Origin of the sequence: Alistipes sp. An116 (genome assembly GCF_002161005.1) — a bacterium.
Taxonomy (GTDB): Bacteria; Bacteroidota; Bacteroidia; order Bacteroidales; family Rikenellaceae; genus Alistipes; species Alistipes megaguti.
Genome location: NZ_NFLR01000015.1, coordinates 1 through 25,929, shown reverse-complemented (window position 1 = coordinate 25,929; position 25,929 = coordinate 1). Strand labels below are relative to the sequence as shown.

Below are 25,929 nucleotides of genomic sequence, written 5' to 3'. Positions count from 1 at the left end.
CCCTCCCCGGGGTTACGGGCGGGCCGAGCGTTCGCCCAACTCCGACTGCCGGCGTCCCAGATAGTCGAATTCGGCCCAGAGTCCCTCCTTGCGGACAAAGACGTTGCTTTCGACCGGGTCGTAGTCGATGATTTCGTAGATGGGCGGGATGATCCATTGTCCCTGCCGGTCGATGAGTCCCATGCCCGTATCGGTTTCGGCCTCGGCGCGGCCTTCGTGGAAGTCGCCGGCCCAGCGGAGCGTTGCGGGGATCACCACGCGGTTTTCGGCATCCACGAAGCCGTAGCCGCTCTCGTCCTCGACGCAGACCAGCCCTTCGGACAACTGGCCGGTCCAGAGGTGGCCGGTGAGCCTGCGCAGCGGGTTGTAGTGCATCTCGACATCCGAGACCTGCATCGGGTCTGAACGGCGGAGCACCTCCGCGCGCAGATCCTCGAACGAGGGTTCGTCGTTCTCCGGGTGTCCGAACCGGGCGTCGTGGTAGCGCAGCGGTATGAAGCGGTCGCCGACCCAGCGCAGATTCCGCGGCCGGAGGTTGTTGTGGGCGAACTCCAGCGTGCGGAGCGCCTGCTGCAGGGTATCGAGGGCCGTGAGAAGCCGATCGGTCGATTCGCGGCGCAGGGCCTCTTCGAAGGAGATCCCCTCCGGGAGGTACTCCAGCACCAGATCGCAGCGGAGCTCCTCGCCCGTGGGGCCTGTCCAGCGCATCTCGCCCGGAAGGACCCGGTACGGCGAGAGCCACTCCGAATTGAGGCGGCCGATGCGCGAGGCGGTGCGCTCGACCGAGTGGATGGCCGACGACGAGAGGGGCATCGACACCAGCCAGCGGTGTCCCTGCCAGTCGATCTGCGCCTCGGCGAAGCGCGTCGTGCGCATCAACAGCGGCAGCCCTTCGGGGCCGGGCACGGCCCGGGCGTCGGTCAGGTGCGAAAAGCAGAGGTCGGGGGTCAGCAGCGCCCGGGTGAAAGTTTGGATCGTAGGTGTCATGGTGTTATTCGATCTTGACGCTGATGGAACCGATGTTGAGCATGGCGATCAGCTGTTCGGCCGAGGCGTTGTAGCTCATGCCCCGGAACGGAGGCAGGGCGCCGGGCCCCTTGGCATCGCGGATCGCCTCGTTGAAGATCTCGGGCATCGGGCTCGAGCAGTCGTAGAGCAGCCGCGCGTAGCGGTTCGGGTAGCCGGCCTCCTCCTCCGAGGGGAAGAAGACCGCCCGCTGCGAGTCGCCCGGAGCGATGTGGATGTTGACGAGCAGGACGTTGCCGTCGCACGTGCGCAGTCCGCGCAGCCGTTCGGCCACGCTGCGCAGCTCTTCGTCGTCGCAGTCCGTGGCCTCACCGTCGGTGATGTTGAAGACCGTGGGCGGGAAGCTCTCGGCATGCTCCGGACGGCGGCACCAGGCGTCGAGCAGCTCCGCAGCCTGGTCCAGCGCCTGATACATCGGCGTCTGCCCGGCAGCCTCGGGTGCAACCCACGCCGGAGCCGGAATCTCGCGCAGGGCCGTCGAACCGTCGGGCATCCGGCACTCGATGACCTCGCGCCGCATGGGGACCTGCAGGGCGGCGAGCTTCGCCACGGAGATCATCTCGACGCCGTCGGGCAGCAGCGAGTAGACCTCGTCGTTGCCCGAATAGCTCCATACGGCGATATCGTAGTAATCCCTCACGCCGTCGTTGCGGCGGGCCCGTTCGATCAGTTCGAACAGCAGTCCGTTGGTGATCGAGGCCACGGCTTCGGCCTTGGTCATGCGCCGGCCGTGGACGTCGATCTCCTCGGCCATGGATCCCGAACCGTCGATCAGCAGCACGAAGGCCGTGCGGTGGGAGCGTGTGATGCTTTGTGTGTACATGGGTTTTACGTGCTATCTCTATTTCAAACCTCTCACGGCGAAGTAATCCCTGCGCCGGTCCTCCTCGTTGTCGCAGTCCAGGCCGTAGCCGACGGCCATGTCGAGCGAACAGTCGCGCCGGTGGTCGGCGTCGGTCATCTCGCGCAGGGCGGCGTGGGCGTTGCGCCCGGCCTGGATGGCGTCGTTGAGCTCCCCGACGGTCGGTGTGTGGCCCAGCAGCGAGGTATAGACCTGCAGAGCCCAGCTGTGGGCATAGTCGTCGTAGTGGACGTCGAAGACCCGGAAGCGGTTGTCGACGGCCGTCGGATCGGTGAGTTCGCCGCGATCCACGGCGTCGAGAATCTCCCGCATGGCCTGCCGCGTGATGTATTGTCCGGCGGCGTCGATCCAGCGTCCCGCGCCGTTGTGACGGGGATTCGACTCTCCGCGGTCGAGCATCGACCCGAGAGCCGCCACGATGGCCTTGTTGTAGAGTTTCAGCCCCCGCTGGAGCGAGGCGGCGCGGATCAGCGTCTTGTTGTAGGTGTAGACTTCGGCGTCGGGGTCCTGCTCCTGCAGCGTGTGGAGGATGTTCACCGCATCGAGCATCGCCTGCGTGACGTAGGGGTTGTATTCGTCGAAGTCGATCACGTCGCGTTTGAGTTTGCGGCGGTCGCGTGCCGGCCACTTCTCGATGTCGCGCACGGCGCCGTAGCTGGCCAGGTTGGCCCCCGGCATCAGATGGCTGCGTCCCTCCTTTTCGATCAGGTAGGAGTAGGGAAGGGCCGACGTGTCGTGGTGGTAGGAGTGGTGGCCCATGACCATCGTGAAGGCCCCTTCGAGGGCCGGTGACATGATGTAGGCCCCCGAGGCGAACTTGCAGCCCCGCAGGTGGACCGACTGATGGACGGCCCCGCTCTTGAAGAGGTGGTTGCTCTGGTTCGAGCCGCTGCCGGCATTGAAGAACGAGAACATGCCGGCGATGAGCAGCGACGACTTGTGGTGCGAGACGGTGTAGGGACCGGCGAAGATCGAGGCGGCCTCGCCGTTTTCGCAGTGCGAATTGGCGAAGAAGAGCGATTCGGCGGCCGTGAAGCCCTTGTCGAGGATGCAGCTCTCGCCCACGAAGCAGCGTTCGACGGTCGAGCCGTTTCCGATGCGGGCCCCTTCGGCGGCGATCAGGTCGCAGGCCTTGACATCGACGCCGATCTCGACACCGTCGCAGAGCGTGGCGTTTTCGAGCAGCGAGGCGCCGTCGATGCGGACCTCGTCGCCGATGCATACCTCGCGCAGGAAGCGGGCTCCGACGATGCGGCAGTTGCGTCCCACGCGGCCGATCTCCGACTGCCGCTCCTCGACCCGGCGGTCGATCATGCGCTCCAGGGCGGCCAGGGTCTGCGGACGGTGGCGGTAGAGGGCCATGACGTAGGCCATCTGGGCCGACATCGTATCGAAGATCCGCACCGTGCGGCCGCCGCATTCGTTCATCGTGGCCACGCCGACGCCGTTTCCGAACGACGAGCGGTGGCGGCACTCCAGCGCCGTGACATCCTCGATCAGGGATCCCTCGCCGATCTGGCAGTTGCGCACCCGGGAGTGGATGATGCGGGCCTCGGAGCCGATGCGGACCTCGCCTTCGAGGCGGCTCTGCTGCAACTGGAAAGGCTGGAAATCCTCCGAAACCCGGACTTGCGACCAATCTTCGGCCGTATTACCCAGTGCTTCGAGCGACGCGATCTGCTCGGCGGTCAACGTTCTGAATGGAGTCATAACTTTTCGGTTCTCAATCATCATGCCGCCGGCGGTCTCGGGGATGGCGATCTTCCGGCAGGCAATCCGTATCCTACAACCTACAAATATAACGATTTGCCGTCAAATGTCAAATTCCTGCCCTGCGCGGTTGATTCTCCGCCAGCGGCCGTCGCGCAGAATCCGGGCCCAGCCTTCGCGGAAGGGCTTGACGGCCTGACACCCCCGGCAGCTCAGACGGGTGCGCCCCTGCGGGTCGATGAAGTGCCACGTGCGGCCCAGCAGTACGGCGGCCAGCCCCTCGGTGAAGTCGAATCCGTTGTCGTAGAGCGGCGGAATGATCACCCTCTCCCGTGTGCGGAAGCCCCAGCGGCCGCCCTCGGCATACAACTCCGGCAGTGAATCCTCCTCTTCCGACGGTGGATTTCCCGACTCCGGAACCTCTCCTACGGTTTCTGGATTTTGTTCTGCGGCTCGCATCCGTTCGTTTCTCACCCCTTCGGACCGCTCCCGGTCGGCTCTCCGGACCGCCTCGGCCAGCAGCGCCGAAAGGTCGGGGAGCTCCGGCCGCGGAGCCCGCAGCAGTTGGGCGATGCGGTAGGCAAGGGCCATGCCCCGCGTCTCGAACAGCCCGAGCGTCTCGCACAAAGCCGGATCCGTGGCAGCCCGTCGTGGATCGTAGAGCAGTGCATCCGCCTTCCCGTAACGCTTCCACATCGTCGGATCGAGGGTCAGTGCATGGAGTGCCGTGGAGATCAGCGCCGCCGGATAGTCGTCCAGTCGAGCGTTGAAGTCCGCGGCCGTGCGGGCCGGATGCTGATAGGCGGCCGTTCCCAGTTCGGGGCTTGTCTCCCCTTTCATGCCGGGCAGAAAGGAGGCGTCCAGGTCGATCACGTGCAGCCGTCCCGCCGCATCGACCAGGATGTTTTCGGGTTTGAGATCGCCGTGGGCCCGGTCGTCGGCCACCATCGGGGCGGCCAGCCGGTCGAATGCCTCGGCCAACTCTCCGAGACGCCGGGTGTCACCCTCCGTAGCGGCGCGGGCGATGGCCGTGTGCAGGTCCTCGCCTTCGATCCAGTCGCCGATCACCACGTCGACCCATACGCCGCTGTCGGGCGACGTATAGAGGTAGAGTTCCCGTTCGAGCAGCCGCCCGCCGTAGATCTCCCTCAGGTGGCGCTGCGGCCGCAGGTAACAACGCAGTGAGCGGATCCGCCCCTGGTGGCGGATGCGAAAGACGGCCGCCGAGTTCCCGACGCTGAAGCACATTCTCCCCGACGGGTCGCGGCATACCTCCACCGCTCCCAGCGTGCGGGTCAGTCCGTCGGGATCGGACAACGTCATCAGGTATTGGCTTAGGATATGCATTTTCTATAAAAGTCTGCCTGTCGGCGGTTTCCCGGGGCAGTCGAGTCTCCTTCCCCCCCCCACCCGACAAAAAAAACCGGATTGAAAACCCGGTTTTTCGTATCGGACTGTCGGCATCAACGGATGTCGACCGGCTCTTTCCCGTTGAGGGTGTTTTCGTTGAGGCGGTATTTGCCCGGTTCGTCCGGTTTGGCGTCGTTCTGTCGCCTTGGCGTTGCTCCGCCCGGTTGGACATCGCCTTGTTGCCTGGGTGTTGTACCGTCCGTTTGACGTCGCTCCGCCTGCTGGGCATCGCGCTGTCCGTTTGGGCGTCACGCAGGAACTGGTCTCCGGGCGTACCCCCCCCCTCCCTTCGACTGCCCCCCCCCTGCGAGGAATTAGTGGCAGTGGCAGTGACCGTCGTGGTCGTCGCAGCAGCCGTCGCCGCATTCGTGGTCGCCGCCGCACGATCCGCACGAGCAGTGGCCCTGCAGATCTTCGGGCGTCACGTCGCGCACCGAGACCACTTCCACGTCGAAGTTCAGCGTCTTGCCGGCCATCGGGTGGTTGAAGTCCATCTTCACGTGCTCGTCGCCGACCTCCTTGACCGTACCCATCATGCGGTTGCCTTGGGCATCGCTCATCGGCACCTGGCTTCCCTCGAAGAGGATCTCCTCGGCGAGTTTGCCGTCGACCATGAAGATATTTTTGGGAAGTTTGACGATCGCCTCCTCGATCACCTCACCGTAGCCGTCCTTGGGCTCGAGCGTGAACGAAACCTTGTCGCCGGGCTCCTTGCCGAGGATGGCCTCCTCGAATTTGGGGAGCAGCATGCCCGTACCGAAGATGAACTCCAGGGGCTGTCCGGGGCGCGACTGGTCTGCGATTTTGCCGTCGACGGTGAGTTTGTAGTCTACGGCGACCATTTTGTTCTGTTCTACTTTCATTTTTCTATGTCTTTAGAATGTTTGCGTGCTGATGTTGCTTGCAGCGCCCAAAGGTACGCACTTCGGGGCGAGTTGCCAAATTATCAGGCAAAATTTTCAGGAAACGGTTCCCTGAAAACATCGTGCCGAATTCCGTGAAAAAGGACGGCAAATCGCTTCGCCGCCCTTTTTTCGGATGAGGCATTTCGGATGGGGTGCGCAGTTTCGAAGCCGTACTTCTCTCAGCGTCTCCCTTGTGCTCTCAGCGTCTCCCTCAGGCTGCCCCCCCCCTCCGACTTCGGCTCCGGATCAGTCGCAGTTGCGGCAGCAGAGGTTGCGGTCGCCGTAACCGTTGTCGATCTTCGACACGTAGGGGAAGAACTTGGCCGTGCGGACCCATTCGAGCGGGAAGGCTGCCTCCATGCGCGAGTAGGGGTGGGGCCACTCGCCGGCCAGTTCGACGGCCGTATGCGGGGCGTTGGTCACCACGTTGTTCTTCTCTCCGGCGGCCGCTGCGGCTTCGCATTCGCGCTTGATCTGCACCAGCGCCTCCATGAAGCGGTCCATCTCCTCCTTGGGTTCCGACTCCGTGGGCTCGACCATCAGCGTCTCGTGAACCGGGAACGAGAGGGTCGGGGCGTGGAAGCCGTAGTCCATCAGACGGTGGGCGATGTCGCCGCAGTCGATGTCGTAATCCTTCTTGAAGTGGGTCAGGTCGAGGATCATCTCGTGACCCACACGCCCCGTCTCCCCCGAGTAGTAGGTGCGGAACTCCTTCTTGAGGGCTGCCGACATGTAGTTGGCGTTGACGATGGCCATTTCGGTGACCCGCTTCAGCCCCTCGGCGCCGAGCGTCTTGATGTATCCGTAGGTGATGGGCAGCAGCATGGCCGAGCCCCACGGTGCCGAAGCGACGGCCGTGATGCCCTCTTCGCCGCCCGTGGCGACGATCGGGTGGGTGGGGAGGAAGGCCTTCAGCGGTTCGGCCACGCAGATCGGGCCCACTCCCGGGCCGCCGCCTCCGTGCGGCATGGCGAAGGTCTTGTGGAGGTTCAGGTGGCAGACGTCGGCTCCGATGTAGCCCGGGTTGGTCAGCCCCACCTGGGCGTTCATGTTGGCGCCGTCCATGTAGACCAGACCGCCGGCGTCGTGCACCGCGTCGACGATCTCGCGGATGCGGCTCTCGAAGACGCCGTGCGTCGAGGGGTAGGTCACCATCAGCGCGCACAGCTCCGAGCTGCACTCGCGGGCCTTGGCCTTCAGGTCGTCGACGTCGATGTTGCCGCGCTCGTCGCAGGCCACCGTGACGATCTTCATGCCGGCCATGGCGGCCGACGCGGGATTCGTGCCGTGGGCCGAGGCGGGGATCAGCACGACGTTGCGGTAGCCCTGGCCGCGGCTCTGGTGGTAGGCGCGGATCACCATCAGTCCCGAGTACTCGCCGGCGGCACCCGAATTGGGCTGCAGCGAGCAGGCGGCCAGTCCGGTGATCGTGGCCAGATCGTGCTCCAGTTCGGCGATCATCGTCAGATAGCCCTCGGCTTGGTCGGCCGGAGCGTAGGGGTGCATGTTCTGGAAGCCGGCCAGCGAGAGCGGCTGCATGAGCACCGCGGCATTGAGCTTCATGGTGCACGAACCGAGCGAGATCATCGAGTTGGCCAGCGAGATGTCTCTCAGTTCGAGGCGTTTGATGTAGCGCATCAGGGCGCTTTCGGAGCGGTACCGGTTGAAGACCGGCTCTTGGAGGAAAGCCGACTGACGGCGCAGCGCCACCGGAATGCAACTTTCGGTGACAGCCTTCACGGCCTTGGTCTTCTTGCCCTTGGCGGCGGCGAAGATCCCGATGACGGTCTCGACCTCCTCGGGGGTGGTCACCTCGTCGAACGACATGCGCACGCGCTCCTCCGAAGGGTAGAAGAAGTTGATCCCCTTGTCGAGGGCCAGCGACTGTACGACGGCGGCTTCGGCCTCGACCTCCAGCGTATCGAAGAACTCCTTCGAAGAGAGCTTGTAGTCCAGCGCTTCGAGGGCGCGGGCCACGGTGGCGGCCGCGAGATGGGCCGTCATGGCGGCGCGCAGCAGCCCCTCGGGGCCGTTGTAGACGCAGTAGAAGCCCACCATCGAGGCCATCAGCGCCGAGGCGGTGCAGATGTTCGACGTGGCGCGTTCGCGCTTGATGTGCTGTTCGCGCATCTGCAGGGCCATGCGCAGGGCCTTGTTGCCCAGCCTGTCGACCGAGACGCCGATGATGCGGCCCGGCATGTTGCGCTTGAAGGCCTCGCGCGTGGTCATGTAGCCGGCACTCGGGCCTCCGAAGCCCATCGGCGTACCCAGACGCTGGGTCGAACCCACGGCGATGTCGGCGCCCCATTCGCCCGGCGCCTTGAGCAGCGCCAGCGCCAGCGGATCGGCCACGGCCGTAACGAGTGCCCCCTTGGCGTGGGCGGCGGCGGTGAAGTCGGCGTAGTCGCGCACCGTGCCGTCGGCGGCCGGATACTGGACGATGGCGCCGAACTCGCGGCCCGTGAATTCGTATTCGTCATACTCGTCGATGATCAGCTCGATGCCGAAGGGTTCGCTGCGTGTGAGCAGCACGTCGAGTGTCTGCGGGAAGAGGTTGCGGTCGACGAAGAGCTGGTTGCGTCCCTCCTTGACGGCCTCGCGCGAACGCAGGGCGTACATCATCAGCATGGCTTCGGCCGTGGCCGTGCCCTCGTCCAGGAGCGAGCAGTTGCCGATCTCCATGCCGGTCAGCGAGATCAGGGCGGTCTGGAAGTTCAGCAGCGCCTCGAGGCGGCCCTGCGAGATCTCGGCCTGATAGGGGGTATAGGAGGTGTACCACGCGGGGTTCTCGAAGACGTTGCGCGAGACGGCGGCCGGCACGGCGCACGGATACCATCCCATGCCGATGAACGACCGCAGCGTGCGGTTGCGGTCGGCCAGCTCGCGGATGTGGGCGGCGAATTCGTACTCGCTCATCCCTTCGGCGGGCAGCGCCAGGGGCTTCTTGAGCCGGATGGATTGCGGAATGACCTGTGCGATCAGTTCGTCGACCGACCCCACGCCGATCACGTCGAGCATCGCCTTGAGGTCCTTTTCGTTGTTGACGCCGATGTGGCGTCCGGAGAATTTGTCGAACATAAAAGGTTTACGGGTTATGTTGGTTTTTTGCGTTGTCTGCGTATTCGGTTCCGGGGGGCGGCGGTTGCGGTCTCTTCAGGCCTCCCGTCCCGGGATCATACAAAGGTAAGACAAATGCAACGGACGCCCAAATTTTCCGCCGCTATTTTTCGGGCGGGGCGAAAAACGCCGAATCCCCGTTTTTGCGGGGATTCGGAAGGGGCGGAGGAGGTTGTCCGGCCTGCGGTCAGTAGGTGAACGAGCTGCCGCCGATGAATTCGCGCAGGATCGACGTCGGCGGGACCTCGTCCGAGGGGATCGGAATGAAGTTGTCCAGGAACTTGAGCATGCGCCGCGCCTCGTCGAACTCCGGCACCGTGTCGGGCACCTCGCGCAGGATCTTCTCCGCATAGGGGCGCAGCACCGAGATCTCGTAGAACAACGACGAGTTGAGCATCACGTCGGCATTCTCCTGATAGGGGAAGATGTGCCGCTCCTCGCCGCGGCGCACCGAGGCCCAGCGCGAAAGCGTGTGCAGGGCATCGGCTCCGCGCTGCTTGTAGTCGCGCGTCAGACGCCGCAGCAGGCGGTTGTCCGTCGTGGCGATGCGCGAGAGGTTGTCCATGGCCACCGACGTGAAGCACGAGATGTAGATGCGGAACTTCTTCGAGTCGGGGATCGAGGGGGTCAGCCGCGGATTCAGGCCGTGGATCCCCTCGATGATGAGGATCGACCGCTCGTCGAGCGTCAGCGGCGTGCCGTGCTGCGTACGGCGCCCGGTGATGAAGTCGTAGCGCGGGATGTCGACGCTCTGGCCGGCCATCAGCCGCCGCAGGTGGTCGTTGAACAGCTCGAGGTCGATCGCCTCGAGGGCTTCGTAATCGTACTCGCCGTTCTCGTCGAGGGGGGTCTTCTCGCGGTCGACGAAGTAGTCGTCGAGCGAGATCATCACGGGCCGCAGCCCCAGCACGCCCAGCTGGATGCCGAGCCGCTTGGCCGAGGTGGTCTTGCCGCTCGACGAGGGGCCTGAGATCAGCACCATGCGGATGCCGCGCTCGGCGTTGGCGCGCTGGATGGCGTCGGCCACGTCGGCGAACTTCCGCTCGTGGAACGCCTCGGCCATCTTGATCATGCCGCCGGCATCGCCGGCCAGCGTGCGGGCGTTGACCGCTCCGATGGTCGGGACGCCCATCAGCGTCACCCAAGACTGGTACTCCTGGAAGATCGAGAACATCTTCTCCTGCTGGACGTTCTTGTTCAGCCGGTCGGGATCCGTGCGCAGCGGGAGCGCCAGGTAGAAGCCGTTGTAGCAGGGTTCGAGGTCGAACAGGTCAAGATAGCCCGTCGAGGGGGCCAGCGAGCCGTAGAAATAGCCCGCCGTGTCGTCCAATGTATAGAGGTCGCTGTAGAGGCGCGGACGGGTGTCGAGCAGTTCGATCTTGTCCGCGAAGCCCTCCTCGGCGTAGCGGGCCCGGACCTCGGAGGTGAGCATCCGGCGGCGTTCGATCGGAAGGTCCTGCTCGACCAGCGTGCGCATGCGGTCGCACAGACGGTCGGTTTCGGACTGGGAGAAGCGGTCGATCCCTTCGATTTCGCAGTAGAAGCCGCTCTGACCCATCGAATGGCGGATGTGGAGCCGCCGGCCCGGGTAGAGATCCTTGACGGCCTTCTGCAGCAGGAACCACGCCGTGCGCTGGTAGACGCGGATGCCGGCAAACGAGGTGATGTCGACGAAGCGGACCGTCACGGGGGTATAGACCCGGTAGCTGAGCTCCTTGATGCGGTTGTTGACGAAGGCGGCCAGGAAGGGGTGAGGCCCCGGCGTGATCCGCCCGGCGATCTGCCGCAGCGGGGTCCCCATCTCCACGGAGAGCTTCCCGCCGAGGTTTTCGCAGATGATCTGAATGGTATCGTTCATCGGAAAAATTTGGCTGTATCGAAGCCAAAGATAGGAATAATTCGTACATTTGGCAACCGATTTTCCGAAATGAAAAACAATGTCGTGAATATGAAAAAGTTGCTCCAGGGGGTGCTGGCCCTGTCCGTGGTCGTTGCGGCCGCCTGCACGCCCCGCGAAACGACCCTCGTGGTGCTGTCGACCAACGACATGCACGCCCGCATTCAGAACTTCCCGCGCCTGGCCGCCGCCGTCGAGGCCTGCCGCGATACGGCCCGGCTGGTGGTGCTGGCCGACGCCGGTGACCGCTGGACCGGCAACGCCTACGTCGACAAGTCCCCGACTCCCGGCATGCCGGTCATTGCGCTGATGAACCGCCTGGGTTACGACGTGGCCACGTTCGGCAACCACGAATTCGACTTCGGGCAGGCCCATCTGGCCCGGATGATCGACAGCATGGACTTCAAGGTGGTCTGTGCCAATCTGGAGAGTGATACGTGCATCTTCCCGCAGCCGGCCTCCTGGACGATCATCGAGCGGGGCGGAATCCGCATCGGCGTGGTCGGCGTGGTGACCAACTACGAGGGCCCGGGCCATCCGGCCGGCAACGACGCCAATTTCGAGGGATTGCGCTTCCCCGATCCGCAACAGGCGGCCCGCCGCTGTGCCGATTCGCTGCGCTCGAAGGTCGACGTGCTGGTGCTCCTCTCGCACATGGGCGACGACCGCGATGCCGAGCTGCTTGCCACGGAACACCGCTACGATCTGGTGATCGGCGGCCACACCCACAAGCTGCGTGATACGCTCATCGGCGGCACGCTGCTCACCCAGACGGGCAAGAATCTGACCAACGTCGGCGCCACGACCATCCGCCTGCGCGGGAAGAAGATCGCGGCGATCGACTATCGCATCGTCCCGCTGGCGGACTACGCCCCCGATTCGCTCGTTCGGGCCGAGGTCGACCGTTATTATGCCGATCCGGAGCTGAACCGTCCGGTGGGTGAATTCGCCCGTGCGGCCAGCGGCTGGGGCGTGGCCAACTGGATGGCCCGGGGCGTGGCCGACAAGACGGCGGCCGAGGTGGGATTCTACCACGTCGGCGGCGTACGGCTGGATTCGATCCCGGCCGGCGGCATGAGTACGGCGCGCGTCTACGACCTCGAACCCTTCGACTCGCGGATTGCCGTGATGCGTATGACGCCGGCCCAGATGCGGCGGATGATCCTCACGAAGTACAACGATACGGAGAACCGCAAGGAGTCGCACCGCATCGATCTCATCTCGACAACCCCCTATGAGATCGTCACCAATGCCGCCGACAGCGCGCTGGATGTGCGTTTCCCGCAGCTGCGCGAGGGGCGCATGTACCGTGTGGCCATCAGCGACTACGTCTTCAAGAACTACCACGATCTGGACTATGTCGACGGTGCGATCACCGACATCAAGGTGGCTGACGTGCTGCTCGAAGAGCTGGAGGAGGATTCGCCGCTCGAGCCCGACAACCGGCCGCATCAGCGCATCGTCCGCCCGTAGAAGCGGCCGCTCTGAACCGCCGGCCGCGAAAAACGACTGAAAAACGGCTGAAAAAATTTGATTTTCAGCCAAAAAGCCGTACCTTTGCACTCCGCAAGCCCGGGAGATTGCTCCCGCGCGCGGGCAAAAACTTTATTATTAACCATTTAACGAGCGATTGTATCGCAAAAACAATTTCCAACATGGAAGAAGCAAAGAAAGTCGCAAACGAGAATTTCGACTGGAACGCCTTTGAAAACGACCTGGCCGTATCGGATCAGGACAAGGCCCAGATCACCGAAGCCTACGACAAGACGCTGTCGAATGTCAACGTCGGCGAAGTGGTCGAGGGTACCGTAACCGCCATCACCAAGCGTGAGGTCATGGTCAACATCGGCTACAAGAGCGAGGGCGTGATTCCCGTCTCGGAGTTCCGCTACAACCCCGATCTGAAGGTGGGCGACAAGGTGGAGGTCTACGTGGAGTCGGCCGAGGACAAGAACGGTCAGCTCTCCCTCTCGCACAAGAAGGCCCGTCAGCTCAAATCGTGGGATCGCGTCAACGAGGCCCTCGAGAAGGACGAGGTTATCAAGGGTTACATCAAGTGCCGTACGAAGGGCGGTATGATCGTCGACGTATTCGGCATCGAGGCCTTCCTCCCCGGCTCGCAGATCGACGTGAAACCCATCCGCGACTACGACGTATATGTCGACAAGACCATGGAATTCAAGGTTGTCAAGATCAACCAGGAGTTCCGCAACGTGGTCGTTTCGCACAAGGCCCTCATCGAGGCCGAACTCGAGGCTCAGAAGCAGATCATCATGTCGAAGCTCGAGAAGGGTCAGATTCTCGAGGGTACCGTCAAGAACATCACCTCCTACGGCGTATTCGTCGACCTGGGCGGCGTAGACGGTCTGATCCACATCACCGACCTCTCGTGGGGTCGCGTAAACCACCCCGAAGAGATCGTTTCGCTCGACCAGAAGATCAACGTCGTAATCCTCGACTTCGACGAGGCCAAGAAGCGTATCGCCCTGGGTCTGAAGCAGCTCACCCCGCATCCGTGGGAGGCGCTCGATCCCAACCTCAAGGTGGGCGACAAGGTCAAGGGCCGCGTGGTCGTTATGGCCGACTACGGCGCCTTCGTCGAGATCGCTCCCGGTGTGGAGGGTCTGATCCACGTTTCGGAGATGTCCTGGAGCCAGCACCTGCGTTCGGCTCAGGAGTTCCTGAAGGTCGGCGACGAGGTTGAGGCCGTCATCCTGACCCTCGACCGCGAGGAGCGCAAGATGTCGCTCGGCATCAAGCAGCTTACGCCCGATCCCTGGGAGAATATCGAAACCAAATACCCCGTCGGAACCCGTACGATGGCCAAGGTGCGTAACTTCACGAACTTCGGCGTATTCGTTGAGATCGAGGAGGGCATCGACGGTCTGATCCACATCTCGGACCTCAGCTGGACCAAGAAGATCAAGCACCCGGCCGAGTTCACCCAGGTAGGTGCCGACATCGAGGTTGTCGTCCTGGAGATCGACAAGGAGAACCGTCGCCTCTCGCTGGGTCACAAGCAGCTCGAGGAGAATCCCTGGAACACCTTCGAAAACCAGTTCCCCGTAGAGAGCATCCACGAGGGTACGATCACTGAACTTACGGACAAGGGTGCCGTCGTATCGCTGGGTGAGAATGTCGAGGGCTTCTGCCCGTCGCGCCAGCTCGTCAAGGAGGACGGCACGACCCCGAAGGTGGGCGACAAGCTCAACTTCAAGGTCATCGAATTCTCGAAGGCTACGCGCCGTATCACCCTCTCGCACCTGCGCACCTATGACGATGCCCGTAAGGAGGCCGTTGCCGCCGAGAAGGCCGAGAAGCGTGCTGCTGCCGACGCTACGAAGTCGACCGTGAAGAAGATCAACGCTTCGGTTGAGAAGACCACCCTGGGCGACATCGCCGGCCTGGCCGCTCTGAAGAGCGCCATGGAGGCTGCCGAGGCTGCCGAGGCCAAGGAGGCTGCCGCCAAGAAGGAGGAGTAATCTTCCCGAGGGGGGGGGAAGTGAGTCCGGGAGAGGTGCTCCTGAAGGGGGCGCGAAATCCCGGGGCTGCATGATCCCGAGACACTCCGACCCCAGAAAATCCCCCGAACCGATCAGTAACGCCCGCACTCAGAAAAGAGTGCGGGCGTTTTTTTGCTCCGATCTTTGGCCGTCCGCCCGAAAACCGCTATCTTGTAACCCTTGAAACACGGAGCTTATGATGACCCGATTGCACCGATTGACCCGATTTGCCGCTATGAAACGAACCGCCCGAACAGGATGGTTGCCGATCTTGCTGACTCTGCCGATTTTTCTTGTCTGCCTGCCCTCACAGCCGGTTGCAGCCATAACCCCGTCACGGGTGATCGCCCCATATCCTGCCGGATTCGGAACCCCGCCGATGAATTATTCAAAGGATGCGTGGCGGGTTTGGTTCCGTGGCCGCGAGGTTGTCGATGCCGTTCCCTCGTCGTTCGTGGATCTGGGCGACGGTTACGGCAAGGATGTCTGGAGGGCCTTTTTCGAGGGGCGCCCCGTAATAGATGCCGCGGCTCAATCGTTCACGGTGCTTTGCGACGGGTATGCCCGCGATGCATGGCGCATCTATTGGTGCGGCCGTCCGGTGGCTGATGCCGCCCCGTCGTCGTTTGAGACACTCGGCTGGGGGTATGCACGCGATGCGTGGCGGGTCTTCTGGAACGGCCAGCCCCTGTCGGAGGTTGCCCCGTCGTCGTTCGAGGTGCTGGGCGACGGTTATGCACACGATGCGTGGCGGGTCTTTTGGAGCGGCCAACCCTTGTCGGAGGTCGCTCCGTCGTCGTTCGAGGTGCTGGGCGACGGCTATGCACGCGATGCGTGGCGGGCCTTCTGGAACGGCCGGCCTCTGTCGGATGCCGCTCCGTTATCGTTCGAGGTGCTGGGCCGGGGCTATGCCCGTGATGCCAGGCGGGTCTGGTTCCGCGGCCGCGAACTCCCCGGAGCCTCACCATCCGATTTTCTGCCGCAATATTGATGACCGGCCGACCGGAAATCATAGACAGTAGGATAGTCCTGCGTGGCTCTTGTATGACTCTGTGAGGTTCTGCGTGACTCTGCGGGGTATCGAGGGCCTGCACGGCTCTGGATGGTTTGGATGTGACCCTGTACGGTTCTGGATGGTTTGTGGCTCTGCGAGACTCTGCGCGGCTCTGGATGGTTTTAGCGGGGCTGCGCGGTTCTGCGAGACTCTGCGAGACTCTGTGCGGCTCTGTGCAGCGCCGGCCTCGATAACGGCTATCTCTCCAGCACCGCATGGGGGGGGAGAACTCTCCGCTTAAACGCCCTCACGCTCCCCCTCCTTTACTGGTCTCTTCCCCGCGTCTCCTCCCGCCTCCTCCCATTTCCTTCTCCCGTCTCCACAGATCTTCCCGCCTTCACTGGTCTTCTCTCCGCGTCTCCTCATGCACCCCCCCCACAACCTCTCGCCAGTCAACACAAAAAAGGCTCTCCGCTGAGCGGAAAGCCTTTTTTCGTGATCGGAAGTCGACGCCTTATTCGGCAGCCACCACCGAGAATTTGATCGTAGCCTTGACCTCCTTGTGCAGACGGGCCGAAGCCTCGTACTCGCCGACGGTCTTGATGGGCTCGACGGTGATCTGCTTGCGGTCGATGGTGATACCCTTGCCGGCCAGGGCCTCGGCGAGGTCCGTAGCGGTTACCGTACCGAAGAGCTTGCCCTCCTCGGCCTTCATCGAAAGCGTCAGCGGCAGGTTTGCAATCGTCTCGGCCAGCGCCTGGGCATCAGCCAGGATCTTGGCGTCCTTGTGAGCGCGCTGTTTGAGATTCTCGGCCAGGACTTTCTTGGCGGAAGCCGTAGCGGCCTTGGCCAGACCCTGGGGAATCAGATAGTTGTTGGCGTATCCGGGTTTTACGTTGACGATGTCATTGGCGTAACCCAGCTTCTCGATATCTTTGATCAGAATTACCTCCATGGTTGTCCTCCTTTAAATTATTTCATGCAATCGGTTACGAAGGGCAGGATAGCCAGGTGACGTGCACGTTTGACGGCCTGTGCGACCTTCTTCTGGAACTTCTGCGAGGTTCCGGTCAGGCGGCGGGGCAGAATCTTGCCCTGTTCGTTGAGGAACTTCTTGAGGAACTCACCGTCCTTGTAGTCTACATACTTGATGCCGAGCTTCTTGAAGCGGCAGTATTTCTTCTTTTTAACGTCGACCGATACGGGGTTGAGGTAACGGATTTCCGACTGAGCCTTGTTTTCCTGTGCCATGGTTTACTCCTCCTGTTTGTTAGCAAGTTTAGCACGACGCTTCTCCGAGTACTCGACGGCGAATTTGTCCTGCTTGAAAGTCAAGAAACGGATCACGCGCTCGTCGCGGCGATACTGCGTTTCGAGGGTGTTGATCAGCGAGCCTTCGCCCGTGAACTCCATCAGGAAGTAGAAACCGGTGGTCTTCTTCTGAATCGGGTAGGCGAGCTTGCGAAGGCCCCACGACTCCCGGTTCACGATCTGACCGCCGTTTTCGGTGATGACACCCTGGAATTTGTCAGCGACCTCCTGCACCTGAGCATCGGACAGAACCGGCGTGACAATGAAAACGGTTTCGTAATTGTTCATAATGCGTTTAATTAGTTGTTAGTCCCATTTCGGGACCGCAAAGATACGCATTAAAATTGAAAATGAAAAATTGAGAATTAAAAATTTCTCAGTATTTGGATTTTCTCCGCTTTTGCCTATCTTTGTGGAACATACTGACAAACACGGAAAGTGTAAGTTTATTCCTGTTAAGCGAACGTAGGAAATTCTCTTTGGCGAGGAATAGGCAGACATCTTACCGCGTCGTATCCATTTTTCCATGGGTATGGGCGTGGGAGCTGTCGCTTATTTTATGCCAAATGGTAATCCTACGACCAGCTTAACTGAAATAAGTTTTCAGCACCACGCTTTCTTTTTTCTATTAATCAAAGAAGTCAGCCGTGTAGGTGCAAGAGCGGTAATACTAAACTTAACGTTATGAAAAGGCTATTGTTTGTTGTGATGGCGACAATTTTGTCAATGACATTATTGTCATGCGAAAAAGAAAAAGATTCAACCACAACTCCCATTGAGGGAAATGAAGATTATTATTATGTGAAGTATCAAATATCAGGGAAAGTTTATTTTTATATTGACGGGGTAAGTTATAATACCGAAAAGGGAACTCGTACGGAAAGTTTTGCAGCAGCTCGTTCTTTTGAGACTATATGTGGACCGGTTAGTAAAAATTTTGCCGCACGGATAACGTTAACGAAATATCGGGGTGCTCCGACAAATGATGCCACTAAAATATCGGTTAGTAAAAATAATGGTCCATTTGCAGTAAAGGCATCGGGACAATATTCCGCATCTTATGTTATAGATTTTTGATCACTAAATTTTGGGGTTGAATTGTTTAATATGATTGATAAAACACCGCTCTTTAGGGCGGTGTTTTTGTATAATATGACGCCAACGGCCGTCCGCAGCGGGACAACGATCGGACGCATAAAACAGGCTTCTTAAGCCTCCTGGGGGAAGCCCTGGGCCTTCAGCCGGATCTCGCCGCCGTCGGGCGTCACGAGGTAGGCGCCGGTCGATTCGGCCGTGATGTGGCCGATGACGTCCACCAGTCCCAGTCGCATCACCTGCTCCTGCATGGACAGCGGTACGGTGAAGAGCAGTTCGTAGTCCTCACCGCCGTTCAATGCCGCCACGACCGGGTCCGTGTGCATCTCCTCGGCCAGCGAGGTGGTCTGCTGCGCGATGGGAATCCGCTCGAGGTAGATCCGCGCACCGCACTTCGACGACTTGCAGATCTGCATCAGATCGCTGGCCAGACCGTCCGAGAGGTCGATCATCGAGGTCGGGAGGATCTTCTCCTCGCGGAGCGTTTCGATGATGTCCGTACGCGGGCGCGGCTTCAGGTACTTCTCCAGCAGGTATTCATATCCCTTGAACTGCGGCTCGGGGTTTGCGACGTCGGCCAGGACCCGCTTCTCGCGCTCCAGCAGCTGAAGCCCCATGAAGGCGGCGCCGAGATTGCCCGTGATGCAGATCAGGTCGTGGAGCTGTGCTCCGCTGCGGCGGACGAGCTCCTGTTTCGGGGCGTGCCCCAGCACGGTGACGGTGATTACGAGCCCGGTCATCGAGGCGCGTGTGTCGCCTCCCACCAGGTCGATCTCCTGCTCGCGGCAGGCAAATGCGATCCCCTCGTAGAGATCCTGCAGCGCTTCGACCGGTATTTTGGCCGAGACGCCCAGCGAGACGGTGATCTGCGACGGCCGCGCGTTCATGGCCAGAATGTCGCTCACGCCGGCCGTCACGACCTTGTATCCGAGGTGCTTGAGCGGGAAGTAGGTGAGGTCGAAATCCACCCCTTCGTAGAAGGAGTCGGTGGTGCAGAGCAGCGTCTCGCCGTCGGGCGGAGCGATCACCGCGGCATCGTCGCCGACACCCGTGAGCGAAGAGGGTTGGCGCAGGGGGAAATCCTTCGTCAGGAGATCGATCAATCCGAATTGTCCGAGCGTGGCGATCTCGGTGCGTTTTTTGGGCTCCATATTTCTGAGATTTTTTACAAAATTAGCCAAACATTCTTGATTTGGGCAAAAATAACGTATTTTTGTCCGGTTTAAATCCTAAAAACGGGTTAGTTATGATCAATATCGTCTTATTCGGTGCACCGGGTTGCGGCAAGGGAACCCAGGCGCAGCGTCTGAAAGAACACTACGGAATCGACCATGTTTCGACCGGCGAGGTGATCCGCGACGAGATCCGTCGCGGTACGGAACTCGGCCGCAGCATGGAGTCCTACATCAAGGAGGGCAAACTGGCTCCCGATTCGATCGTCATCGGCATGATCGCCAACTACGTGGCCGATCACCTCGATGCCAAAGGCTGCATCTTCGACGGTTTCCCCCGTACGACGGTTCAGGCCGAGGAGTTCGACAAGATTCTTGCCAAGCACGGCCTGAAGGTCGACATCATGGTCGACATCCACGTTCCGGAGGAGGAGCTGGTACACCGCCTGCTGCTGCGCGGCAAGGATTCGGGGCGTGCCGACGATGCCTCGGAGGAGGTGATCCGCGAGCGTCTGGCCGTTTACCACAAGCAGACGGCCGTCGTGGCCGACTACTATGCCGCTCAGGGCAAGTATGCTTCGGTCAACGGCGTCGGAACGATGGAGGAGGTCTTCGACCGGATTGCCACCGTGATTGACGGTCTCGAGAAATAGGGCTCCGCAATTCGGAGTCTGCCGCTGCCGGTTCGCCCCGTTCGGGCGGACCGGTTTTTTGTGGGTGCTGCAAAATCGAATTGCCCCATCCTTTCGCTCGATATTCCGGCGGGTGTAAGGTTGCCCCGGGCATTCCCTTCCGGTTGGAAGGGGGCGGAAATGACAAGGCCCGGACTTTGAGGTCCGGGCCTTGCAGATGGTTGCTCAAGAATTAGAGGGCGTTCACGTGGAGCTGAATGGCGCTCTTGAGGTTTGCAGCCTTGTTCTTGTGCATGATGTTGTGCTTGGCCAGCTTGTCGAGCATTGCCGTTACCTTGGGCAGCAGAGCCTCGGCAGCGCTCTTCTCGGTCGTGGCGCGCAGGGCCTTCACGGCGTTACGCGTCGTCTTGTGATAGAGCCGGTTATGAGCGCGCTTCGTCAGCGTCTGACGAATGCGTTTTTTCGATGACTTATGGTTTGCCATAATCCGTTGTTTTTATTTTTTTACTTTTTCAGTTTCTGCACTCGAACGGCCGTGGCCGCTTTCGGATAGACCCCGAAGGTCCGCTCCTTGTTGGATTGTCACCCGTCAAGGCTGTCGGAAAGTTGCGAAATTACGGGGTAGGTAAACGCCTTCTCCCTCCCCCCCCCTCTCGGATCTCGCGGCCTCTCTTTTGGCCCCTTGGTAGCCCATAGCAGAATCGAACTGCTCTTTCAAGAATGAAAATCTTGCGTCCTAACCGATAGACGAATGGGCCTCTACCACTATCGCGCTGCCCGTAATGGGGCGCTTTAGCGGTGCAAAGGTAAACAAAAAAGTTTCTTGTACAAAAAAAGTGGTGAAAAAATTGAATTTTTATTGAGAATGCCTTGGTGAGAGATACGGCAACGACCCCTCGCGTCCCTTTGTCCGGGGCCCTCGGGCGGCCGTTCAGGCGTTTTTTCCGTTTCCCGGGATTTGCCGCTCAACGCAGCCGGACGCTGCGCGTTGCGGGGTCGAATTGCGCGCTGCGCCCCGAGAAGAGCCGTTCGAGGTAGCCGCTCGAGACCATCTCGTCGGCCGGCAGCAGGTGCAGATGCGGCGTGTCGATCAGCGCCACGGCGTCGCACAGCGAGAGGGCGATGTCCAGATCGTGCGTCGAGAAGAGGACGCATTTGCGCTCGTCGCGGGACAGACGCCGCAGCAGCGTGGCCAGTTCGTAGCGGTTCGGCAGGTCGAGGAAGGCCGTCGGTTCGTCGAGCAGGATGATCGGCGTATCCTGGGCCAGCGCCCGGGCAATCATCACCCGCTGGCACTCGCCGTCCGACATGCGGTCCATTGTCTTGCGGGCGAATGCCGACATGCCGACCAGTTGGAGCGAACGTTCGACCACGGCGCGGTCCTCTTCCTGCATGCGTCCGATCCAGTTGGTGTAGGGGGCGCGGCCCAGCGCGACGACATCCTCGCACGCAAGGTTGGCAATGCGCACCTTGTCCGTGGTGACGAACGAGACGGTCTCGGCCCGCTGGCGGGGCGTCATCCCGGCGAGCGTATGCCCGCAGAGTTCGATCCGTCCCGCCGTGACGGGGCCCAGTCCGGCGACGGCCCGCAGCAGGGTGCTCTTGCCCGTTCCGTTGCGGCCGATGAGGGCCGTCAGCGATCCCGGAGCGATCTCGGCGCAGATGTCGGCGAGCAGCGTGCGGCTGCCGTAGGCGAGGGTGATATGGTCGAGTCGGATGCTCATGGCGTCAGAAGAGGTTGCGGTTTCGGATGACGACGAAGATGACGACCGGAATGCCCATCAGGGCCGTGATGGTGTTGATGGGCAGGGTCAGCGTCTTGGCCAGCAGGTCGCAGATCAGCAGCAGGGCGGCCCCCGAGAGCATCGAGGCGGGCATCAGCACGCGGTGGTCGGCCGACGAGAAGATCATGCGGGCCAGGTGCGGCACGGCCAGTCCGATGAAGCCCACCGGGCCGCAGAAGGCGGTGACCGTGCCGGCCAGCAGCACCGTCGAGAGGAAGATCAGCGAGCGGGTGCGCTGGATGTTGAGCCCCATCGTGCGGGCGTAGTTCTCGCCCAGCAGGAGCAGGTTCAGCGGCTTGATGACGGCCACGGCCAGCAGGAGCCCCGCCACGACGGCCGGAAGCATCAGCGCCAGACGGCTGCCCGTCACGTCGCCCAGCGATCCCATGGTCCAGATGACGAACGATTTGAGGGCCGATTCGTTCGAGAGGTATTGCAGGATCTCGACCACGGAGCTCACGCCCGAACTGAACATCATGCCGAGGATGAGGATGACCATGATGTCCTTGATGCGGCGGCTGACGGCCATGACGATGGCCAGCACGAGGGCCGAACCGATCCAGGCGGCCCCGGCGATGCCGAGCGACTGGACGAACGAGTGGCCGGCGACGCCCAGCAGCGGGGCTCCGAGCAGGAACATGGCCACGCCGAGCGAGGCTCCCGAACTGATGCCCAGGACGTAGGGGCCGGCCAGGGGGTTGCGGAACAGCGTCTGCATCTGGAGTCCGCTGGCGGCCAGCGCGCTGCCGGCCAGCAGGGCCGTGAGGGCCTTCAGCAGCCGGATCTTCTGGATGATGGTGGCGTAGGTCGGGTCGCAGTTGCCGCCCGTGAGCGCGGCCCAGACCTCGCGGAGCGGGATATCGACCGATCCGACGGCCAGATCGCCGATGAAAAGTGCGGCGGTGAGCAGCGTGAGCAGCGTGAAGAGCAGGGCGGTACGCGACATCGGCGGTTATTCGAGGCGTTTATAATAATAGGTCGAATCGCTGCCGCCGGCCAGGATGGTCTTCAGGTCGCGCAGTACGACGTCGGGCCGTACGACGCCCGATTCCCAGAAGTCGCTGCCTCCGGAGGGGGTCTGACGGCGGTTGTTGTTCCAGACGCAGCGGTCGACGACGGCCGGCACCTCGGCGAATTTCGGATTCTGTGCCGTGAGCTCTTCGATCGAGTTGCAGGCCCCGACGTTGATCCAGAAGTCGGCGCTGTTGGCCAGCAGGTAGGCCTCCTCGAGGTCGACGGCGACCGAGGCGTTCGTGTGGTTTTTCGTGTAGATGTAGCTTCCGCCGGCATCCTCGATCAGCCGCACCATGTAACTTTGCGTCGAGGGCATGAACCAGGTGTCGCGGTAGGGGGTGTTGAGCATCACCTTCGGGCGGGCGTCGGCCGGGTCGAGCCGTGCCCGGAGGTCGTTGTAGCGCGCGGCGATGCGGCGCAGCGTGTCGGCTCCGGCCGCCCGCAGGTCGCACATTTCCGCTGCAGCGACGAGCCATTCGGCCTTGCCCAGGGGCGACTCCTCGACGTAATCGCCCACGTAGAGGTAGGGAATTCCCAGTTCGCGGAGTTTGTCGGTGATGGTGGTGTTCTCGCCCGAGATGCCGTAGAGCAGGATCACGTCGGGATGCAGGGCGGTGAGCAGCTCGAAGTTGAGATTCGTGTCATAGCCCACGTCACGGAGTTCTCCGCTGCGGCTGCGCTGCTGGATCCGGGGGTTGGAGATGTAGTCGAGGCCGGAGACCCCGACGATGCGGTCGGCGAGCCCCAGGGCGTCGAACAGCGCCACGTGGCTCGACGACATGCAGACCACGCGTTGTACGGGGGCCCGGACGGCCTGAACGGATCCGTCGGCGGGGGCTTTGGCCTTGCCGCGCAGCAGGATGAGGTGTTGTTCGGAGCGGGCGTCTCCCTGCCAGGGATTGTGGACCGAGATGAGGGTCGAGGCATCACGTTCGGTGCCGCGGATGTCGAATCCGGAGGCATAGGTCGGGGCGTAAACCGTTGAGGTGAAGTCGCTCAGGTGGCGTTCAGCGGATCCCGAGCAGCCCGTCATGAGGGCGGCTGCGAGGGACAGGATAAGAAGGGCGAAAGGTTTCATTTCTGCAAAAGTAGGAAAAAATATTGCAGAAAAGTGTTGTTTTATCAAAAAAGTGCGTATATTTGCAGTCCCAAAGCGAAGGGTTTTGGACTTCGCGAGGGCGGAATCGGGGCGTAGCTCAGTCCGGTTAGAGTACACGTCTGGGGGGCGTGTGGTCGCTGGTTCGAATCCAGTCACCCCGACTGAAGAAAAGGCTTGACAATCACATGATTGCCGAGCCTTTTTCGTTTCTGGCAGGCCGTTCGGGCAGGGGTTTCAGACCCCGTTTCTGCGGCATTCTGCGCGGGGCGTGTAAACCGTGGTGTAAACCGCCAAAAGGCTATGGACGCCACAATTTCAGTCATTTGCTTCAAAAGCAAGACCCTCGCCAACGGGGAGCATCCGCTCATGTTGCGTATTACGAAGGACCGCAAACGGACGATGAAAAGTCTCGGCGTGTCGGTCCATCCGTCAAATTGGGATTTCGACCGCAACGAACCCAAGCCCAAGTGTCCCGACCGCAAGTATATCCAGCAGATTATCCTGAAGGTCAAGACCGAGTATCAAACCAAGCTGTTGGAGAAGAGCGCCAACAATGAGGATTATACCGCTCAAACGCTTGTCAAGGAGCAGTCCCGAGCGCAAATCCAGTCGGAAACGGTCGAACATTTCTATTTGAGAACCATTGAGCAACTCAAACGGGAGGGGGCGGTAGGCAATGCCTATGCCTATCAGAACTCCTATCAGGTCTTGCGATCCTTCCACGCGGACAAACCGCTGGCTTATCCGTTTGGACAGATTGATGAAGCCTTTCTGAACGCTTTCGAGAGTTGGATGCGGTCAAAAGGGAACAAGGAGACAACCTTGAGTTTCCAGATGCGGACCTTGCGGGCGATATTCAATCGTGCAGTCAGAGCCAGGATTGTCGGCAGGGAGAAGAATCCGTTCAACGAGTACAAGATCAGTAAATTCAATACCCGAACACCGAAACGCGCCTTGAGCAAGACGGACGTGATGAAGATCATGGCCGCTGATTGTTCACAGGGTAAGGCAATCGAGCAGTTTGCCCACGATGTATTTGTCTTCTCCTATTTGTGCGGTGGTATCTCGTTTGTGGATATGGCCAACCTGACGCCTGCCAATATCGTGGAAGGGCGGTTGATCTATTGCCGTCAGAAAACGCATGGAGCTGTCAATGTCCCGTTGTCGGCACAAGCAAGGGAGATTCTTGCCAAATACGACGGACATTGCAGGCTGGCGGGTTATCTGTTCCCGATATTGGATGAGCGGGTACACATTACGCCCATGCAAAAGAAGAATCGGGTGCATAAAATGTGCGGCAGGGTGAATTTTGCCTTGCGGGGTATCGGCAAGCGTTTGAAGATCAAGTCTACCGTTACGACCTATGTCGCAAGGCACAGCTTTGCCACCGTACTGAAGAAGTCGGGCGTGAATATCGGTATCATATCCGAGGCCTTGGGACATCACAGCCTGAAGACCACTCAAATCTACCTCGATTCATTCGAGAACTCGCAGATCGACGAAGCCATGCGGCATCTGCTGTAAGAATCGGGAGGTCGGCGGCCCTGTTGGGAACCGACCTCCTTTCTTCTGATGACATGTGGCGTCTTCATTACCCAAGGTGTTTTTCCAGCATATCATAGGTCGCCTGTTCCCGCGAAACATCCTCTTCCGTCTTGGGGTTCATGATCTCTTTCACCTGCTCATCCGTCAAACTTCTCAGCCTTATCTCCACCTGGCTGCTGAACTGTGTAGGGTTCTCCGCATGGTTGAATTTCTTAATCAGGAAGGTAATCAGATATTTTTTCGCCAGGAACGCATTTGGAATCCGTTCCGAGGCGGCCTCATACCACTTGACGCTTCGATAGAACCAGCCAGCATCTTCAAATGCCCGCGGCAGTACTTTGCTCTTGACACTGGCTACAAGGTCTTTCGGTTTGAGGGAGTTGGCACCAGTACACCAGAGTGAGATGGTCGCCAGCGGGAAGCCCTTCGTTTGCAGCTCCACGGCAAAGTCAAAGACCTCATTCTTTTCTCCGAGAGCCATTGCTGGAGCTGCCATATAATCGGTCCCCTTCCACGAGGTCGTGCAGATATTCATCTCGGCGATCAGGGCCGCAATCTCCATCTCGGCATTCAGCGCCTCACAAATCACAAGTTCATCCAAGTTCTTGCCCAAGTTCATCCATGCGACCACTCGGTGCTGTCCATCCACCACGGCATAGTACTGTTCTGTCTGCTTGTCGGGGATGTCGTTTCCCTGCAGGTCTACCAGATGGCCGTTCATCAGGTAGACATCCTCACCCTTCACGACGGTGATGGGCGACAGCTGTCCATGCTCCTGCATCGATTTCTCCTTGGCCTTCACGGTCTTGGCATTGGTCGGGCGGTTACCCTTTACAAATGCGAACTGACGGTT

The 25,929-nt window shown here is 60.9% G+C and carries 22 protein-coding genes and 2 tRNA genes; 7 read left to right on the top strand and 17 right to left on the bottom strand.

From position 1 onward, the window contains the following. Window positions 1-12 precede the first annotated feature (12 nt). The 7 genes from B5E60_RS10145 to B5E60_RS10115 all read right to left on the bottom strand — a co-directional run bounded on the left by B5E60_RS10145 (window position 13) and on the right by B5E60_RS10115 (window position 10,888). Window positions 13-987: a WG repeat-containing protein gene (locus B5E60_RS10145; protein WP_087311386.1), complete on the bottom strand. Its 975-nt coding sequence runs from the start codon at window positions 985-987 to the stop codon at window positions 13-15. Window positions 988-991: 4 nt separating this feature from the next. Continuing rightward, window positions 992-1,849: a vWA domain-containing protein gene (locus B5E60_RS10140; RefSeq protein WP_087311385.1), complete on the bottom strand. Its 858-nt coding sequence runs from the start codon at window positions 1,847-1,849 to the stop codon at window positions 992-994. Between the two features lie 18 nt (window positions 1,850-1,867). After that, a complete protein-coding gene (locus tag B5E60_RS10135; protein ID WP_087311384.1) occupies window positions 1,868-3,598 on the bottom strand; it encodes a DUF4954 family protein in 1,731 nt (576 codons plus the stop codon). 102 nt (window positions 3,599-3,700) lie between these two features. Then, window positions 3,701-4,945, bottom strand: a complete 1,245-nt coding sequence (locus B5E60_RS10130; RefSeq protein WP_087311383.1) for a WG repeat-containing protein — start codon at window positions 4,943-4,945, stop codon at window positions 3,701-3,703. A gap of 377 nt (window positions 4,946-5,322) precedes the next feature. Next, the gene (locus B5E60_RS10125; protein ID WP_087311382.1) at window positions 5,323-5,871 is read right to left on the bottom strand and encodes an FKBP-type peptidyl-prolyl cis-trans isomerase; all 549 of its coding nucleotides are present in this window, start codon (window positions 5,869-5,871) and stop codon (window positions 5,323-5,325) included. Between the two features lie 288 nt (window positions 5,872-6,159). Next, on the bottom strand, window positions 6,160-8,991 hold the full coding sequence (gene gcvP, locus B5E60_RS10120) for an aminomethyl-transferring glycine dehydrogenase (RefSeq protein ID WP_087311381.1): 2,832 nt from the start codon (window positions 8,989-8,991) through the stop codon (window positions 6,160-6,162). Window positions 8,992-9,217: 226 nt separating this feature from the next. After that, window positions 9,218-10,888, bottom strand: a complete 1,671-nt coding sequence (locus B5E60_RS10115) for a nucleoside kinase (protein ID WP_087311380.1) — start codon at window positions 10,886-10,888, stop codon at window positions 9,218-9,220. A gap of 90 nt (window positions 10,889-10,978) precedes the next feature. Between B5E60_RS10115 and B5E60_RS10110 the strand changes: the two genes are divergently transcribed. The 3 genes from B5E60_RS10110 (at window position 10,979) to B5E60_RS10100 (ending at window position 15,421) form a co-directional block, all read left to right on the top strand. Continuing rightward, window positions 10,979-12,400: a bifunctional metallophosphatase/5'-nucleotidase gene (locus B5E60_RS10110; protein WP_087311422.1), complete on the top strand. Its 1,422-nt coding sequence runs from the start codon at window positions 10,979-10,981 to the stop codon at window positions 12,398-12,400. Between the two features lie 182 nt (window positions 12,401-12,582). Beyond that, a complete protein-coding gene (gene rpsA, locus B5E60_RS10105; protein WP_087311379.1) occupies window positions 12,583-14,409 on the top strand; it encodes a 30S ribosomal protein S1 in 1,827 nt (608 codons plus the stop codon). Window positions 14,410-14,809: 400 nt separating this feature from the next. Next, window positions 14,810-15,421, top strand: coding sequence for a DKNYY domain-containing protein (locus B5E60_RS10100; protein ID WP_162611628.1), 612 nt, complete (start codon window positions 14,810-14,812; stop codon window positions 15,419-15,421). A 517-nt stretch (window positions 15,422-15,938) separates the two neighbouring features. Here the strand turns inward: B5E60_RS10100 and rplI are convergent. Genes rplI through rpsF form a run of 3 tightly spaced genes read right to left on the bottom strand, consistent with a single transcriptional unit; the run spans window position 15,939 to window position 17,023 of the window. After that, window positions 15,939-16,379 carry a 50S ribosomal protein L9 gene (gene rplI / locus B5E60_RS10095; protein ID WP_087311377.1) on the bottom strand — a complete coding sequence of 147 codons (441 nt, stop codon included), beginning with the start codon at window positions 16,377-16,379 and terminating at the stop codon, window positions 15,939-15,941. A gap of 17 nt (window positions 16,380-16,396) precedes the next feature. Then, the gene (gene rpsR / locus B5E60_RS10090; protein WP_018694586.1) at window positions 16,397-16,675 is read right to left on the bottom strand and encodes a 30S ribosomal protein S18; all 279 of its coding nucleotides are present in this window, start codon (window positions 16,673-16,675) and stop codon (window positions 16,397-16,399) included. A gap of 3 nt (window positions 16,676-16,678) precedes the next feature. Beyond that, window positions 16,679-17,023 carry a 30S ribosomal protein S6 gene (gene rpsF / locus B5E60_RS10085; protein ID WP_087311376.1) on the bottom strand — a complete coding sequence of 115 codons (345 nt, stop codon included), beginning with the start codon at window positions 17,021-17,023 and terminating at the stop codon, window positions 16,679-16,681. Window positions 17,024-17,419: 396 nt separating this feature from the next. Here rpsF and B5E60_RS13795 point away from each other — a divergent pair, with 396 nt between their 5' ends. Continuing rightward, window positions 17,420-17,812 (top strand): hypothetical protein, encoded by a 393-nt coding sequence (locus B5E60_RS13795; protein ID WP_143260737.1) that lies wholly within the window; start codon window positions 17,420-17,422, stop codon window positions 17,810-17,812. Window positions 17,813-17,943: 131 nt separating this feature from the next. Here the strand turns inward: B5E60_RS13795 and thiL are convergent, their stop codons facing one another. Continuing rightward, entirely contained in the window at window positions 17,944-18,981 is a 1,038-nt protein-coding gene (gene thiL, locus B5E60_RS10080) for a thiamine-phosphate kinase (protein ID WP_087311375.1), read from the bottom strand. Window positions 18,982-19,076: 95 nt separating this feature from the next. On the opposite strand from thiL, the gene B5E60_RS10075 reads away from it, so the two are divergent. Beyond that, complete coding sequence (locus B5E60_RS10075) at window positions 19,077-19,655, top strand: adenylate kinase (RefSeq protein ID WP_087311374.1); 579 nt, start codon at window positions 19,077-19,079, stop codon at window positions 19,653-19,655. Between the two features lie 211 nt (window positions 19,656-19,866). On the opposite strand, the gene rpsT is transcribed toward B5E60_RS10075, so the two are convergent. The 5 genes from rpsT to B5E60_RS10050 all read right to left on the bottom strand — a co-directional run bounded on the left by rpsT (window position 19,867) and on the right by B5E60_RS10050 (window position 23,510). After that, on the bottom strand, window positions 19,867-20,118 hold the full coding sequence (rpsT, locus tag B5E60_RS10070) for a 30S ribosomal protein S20 (RefSeq protein ID WP_087311373.1): 252 nt from the start codon (window positions 20,116-20,118) through the stop codon (window positions 19,867-19,869). Between the two features lie 199 nt (window positions 20,119-20,317). Continuing rightward, window positions 20,318-20,392, bottom strand: a tRNA-Glu gene (locus B5E60_RS10065). A 207-nt stretch (window positions 20,393-20,599) separates the two neighbouring features. Next, the gene (locus B5E60_RS10060) at window positions 20,600-21,358 is read right to left on the bottom strand and encodes an ABC transporter ATP-binding protein (RefSeq protein WP_087311372.1); all 759 of its coding nucleotides are present in this window, start codon (window positions 21,356-21,358) and stop codon (window positions 20,600-20,602) included. A 4-nt stretch (window positions 21,359-21,362) separates the two neighbouring features. Then, window positions 21,363-22,364 carry a FecCD family ABC transporter permease gene (locus tag B5E60_RS10055; protein ID WP_087311371.1) on the bottom strand — a complete coding sequence of 334 codons (1,002 nt, stop codon included), beginning with the start codon at window positions 22,362-22,364 and terminating at the stop codon, window positions 21,363-21,365. 6 nt (window positions 22,365-22,370) lie between these two features. After that, window positions 22,371-23,510 carry an ABC transporter substrate-binding protein gene (locus B5E60_RS10050; protein ID WP_087311370.1) on the bottom strand — a complete coding sequence of 380 codons (1,140 nt, stop codon included), beginning with the start codon at window positions 23,508-23,510 and terminating at the stop codon, window positions 22,371-22,373. Between the two features lie 107 nt (window positions 23,511-23,617). Between B5E60_RS10050 and B5E60_RS10045 the strand changes: the two genes are divergently transcribed. Together B5E60_RS10045 and B5E60_RS10040 are read left to right on the top strand one after the other, a co-directional pair. After that, window positions 23,618-23,692: transfer RNA gene (locus B5E60_RS10045), tRNA-Pro, on the top strand. A gap of 139 nt (window positions 23,693-23,831) precedes the next feature. Then, a complete protein-coding gene (locus B5E60_RS10040; protein WP_087311369.1) occupies window positions 23,832-25,055 on the top strand; it encodes a site-specific integrase in 1,224 nt (407 codons plus the stop codon). Between the two features lie 67 nt (window positions 25,056-25,122). On the opposite strand, the gene B5E60_RS10035 is transcribed toward B5E60_RS10040, so the two are convergent. Then, a partial coding sequence (locus B5E60_RS10035) for a hypothetical protein (protein ID WP_087311368.1) occupies window positions 25,123-25,929 on the bottom strand: 807 nt, incomplete at its 5' end.